The sequence below is a fragment of the Bradyrhizobium algeriense genome (assembly GCF_003062295.1).
Classification (GTDB): Bacteria; Pseudomonadota; Alphaproteobacteria; order Rhizobiales; family Xanthobacteraceae; genus Bradyrhizobium; species Bradyrhizobium algeriense.
Window position 1 is genome coordinate 1 of record NZ_PYCN01000108.1, and the last position, 2,997, is coordinate 2,997.

The window sequence follows — 2,997 nt, forward strand, 5'->3', positions numbered from 1 at the left end:
TAGCTTAAGCGCTGGTCCTGATAGACCACCGCCACCGCATCCGGCGCCTTGCCCACCTGCGCCTCGAACAGCTCATGGATGCACTGCTGCTCAGGATACTCCGCCGCCGTCCGGTTCAGCTCCTCCAGCAGATACGCCCGCTCGTCGGCCGGCAGCAGCTCAATGCGCCCGACCTCTTGCCGCGCATCGGCAACCATCGCCTGCAGCAGCGCCAGCAGATAGCCTCGTTGCCGCTCGATTGTCGTCTGATCGAACAGCGCCGTAGCATAGCCCAGCGTTCCCGCGATGACCTCGCCATGCTCGCAAAGGTTCAGCTCCAGATCGAACTTGACCTGATCGAAGCCGTCTGCCGCCCCCTCCACACGCAGCCCAGGAAGGTCGAAGGCCGGGGCGGCGTTGTTCTGCCAGGCCAGCATCACCTGGAACAACGGCGTGTGATCAAGACGCCGTGGCGGCTGCACGATCTCCACCACCTGCTCAAACGGCAGGTCCTGATGCTCCTGCGCTCCCAAGGCCGTGCGCCGCGTCCGCGCCAACAGCTCCGACACGCTCGGCTCCCCCGACAGGTCAAGCCGAAGCGCCAGGGTGTTGACGAAGCAGCCGATCAGCTCTTCGACCTCGCGCCGACCGCGATTGGCGCTCGGCACCCCGATCACTATGTCGTCCTGCCCCGACAGACGCGACAGCACCGCCGCCCACGCCGCCAGCACCGTCATGAACAAGGTCGTGCCATGCCGCTGGCTCAGCCGCCTCAAGCCCCGCGTCAGATCCGCATCGATCACGACAGGCACCATGGCCCCGGCAAACGACTGCTCTGCCGGCCGCGGCCGGTCCGTCGGCAAGGCCAGACGGGCCGGCGCGCCAGATAGATTGTTGCGCCAATACTGCGCCTGCCTCTGCAGCCGTTCCCCTGTTAGCCACCGCCGCTGCCAGGCGGCATAGTCCGGATACTGGATCGCAAGCGGCGGCAGCGAATCGTCTTGTCCAGCCTCAAACGCCCGGTACAGCTGACTGAGTTCACGCGCCAATACGCCCAGCGACCAGCCATCCGAGACAATGTGATGCTGGGTCAGCAGCAAGACGTGCTCCTCGTCCGACATCCGGATCAGCCGGCCGCGGATCAGCGGCCCCCGCGCCAAATCGAACGGCGTGCGCGCCTCTTCACGGCACAGCTCCAAAAGCGCGGCGTCCGCATCTCCCCGGGCGCGCAGATCATGCTCCGTGACGGGCAGCCCCGCATCCTTCGGCAGAACCTCGACCCGAGGCTCACCCTCTGAGGCGACAAAGACACTGCGCAGCGCCTCATGCCGTGCCAGCAACCGGTCAAGGCTGCGCTGCCAGACGCTGCGGTCGAGCGCACCTTGCAGCCGCCACGCCAGCGGCATGTGATAGCTCGTGCTGCCCTGATCCAGCTGCGCCAAAAACCACAGCCGCTGCTGCGCAAACGACAACACGAGCGGCGCATCACGCGACACGGCCACAATGGCCGGGAGGTCTTGCGGACCGCGGCGGCTCATCTCGACCACGCTTTCCGCCAGATCGGCCAGCACCGGTTTGGCAAACAGCCTCGTCAGCGGCAGTTCGACACCAACAGCCCGCGACAGCCGGCTCAAGAGCTGCACCGCCAGGAGCGAGTGGCCGCCGAGTTCGAAGAAGTGGTCGTGGCGTCCGACCCGCTCGACCCCGAGAAGCTCCGCCCAGATCTCTGCCAGCGCGGTCTCGATCTCGCCCTGCGGCGGCTCATAGGCGCGGCGCGCATAGGCCTCATCCTCAGGCATCGGCAGCGCCTTGCGGTCGAGCTTGCCGTTTGCCGTCAGCGGCAGCGCCGCCAGCCGCACGAACGCCGACGGCACCATGTAGTCCGGCAGCCGCGCACTCACATGCGCGCGCAAGGCGCCGGCAAGCTCGGCTCCATCCAGCTCCTCCGATGCCGCCTCGGGCGCACACACCACATAGGCGACAAGACGCGTCTCGCCGGTGCGATCCTGTTGCGCCACCACCACCGCATCGCGCACGAACGCGTGCTCGCAAAGCCGTGCGGCGATCTCGCCGGGCTCGATCCGGAAGCCGCGGATCTTCACCTGGTCGTCGTTGCGGCCCAAAAACGCCAGATTGGCGTCCGGCAAGTACCGCGCCAGATCCCCGGTGCGGTACATCCGCGCCCCCGGCTCAGTGCTGAACGGATCGGCCACAAACCGCTCCGCCGTCAGCGCGGGCCGGTTCAGATAGCCACGCGCGACCCCCGCCCCGCCAATGTAAAGCTCCCCTACGGCCCCAAACGGAACAGGCGCGCCATCACCATCCAGCAGATAGACCCGCGTGTTCGCAATCGGACGGCCGATATGCGGCACAATGTCGACGAAAAGCCGTCCCGAGGTCGCCACGACCGTCACTTCAGTAGGGCCGTAGTTGTTTATTAGCTTGAGAGCCGCTGGTAGAGGCGCAGGCACACGCTGGAGACGATCCCCGCCAACAAGCAAGTACTCCAATGTGGGATTTACCAGCTTATCTTCTAACGCGATCGTGGCGAGCGGCGTGATCAAAAAGGCGGAGTCCAGCGATTGATCACGCCACCATTGCAGCAAAAGGAGAGAATCTCCTGCCGGCGCTCTGGGCGGGAGCAGCAATGTGCTGCGGTTACATAACGCAGACCATAGCTCCCAAGTGCTGGCATCGAATGCTACTCCAGCCGTGAGCGCACAGCAGGTTTCGGGTTGCGGACAAAACGTTTGCACATGCCATGCTATAAGATTGACCAATCCCCGATGCTCGACCATGACACCCTTGGGCGTTCCGGTGGATCCCGAGGTGTAGATCACATAGGCGAGATGGCGCGAGGTCAGACCGAGGGTGCGTGGGTCCGGATCGCAGGCCGGCAGCTGCGCCCACGCCGGGGTCGCCGTCTCCAGGTCGACCACCGTCAGATCGAGTAGCGCATCGCCGCCCAGCGCCGATCGTCCCGCCGCATCGGCCAGCAGCAGAGGCGGCGCCGCATCC

Annotated in this window: 1 protein-coding gene; it reads right to left on the reverse strand. The window is 65.8% G+C overall.

Features of this window, described 5'->3' with window-relative positions; genetic code table 11:
* On the reverse strand, positions 1-2,997 hold a 2,997-nt coding region (locus tag C7G61_RS42400; protein WP_145963820.1), incomplete at both ends, for a condensation domain-containing protein.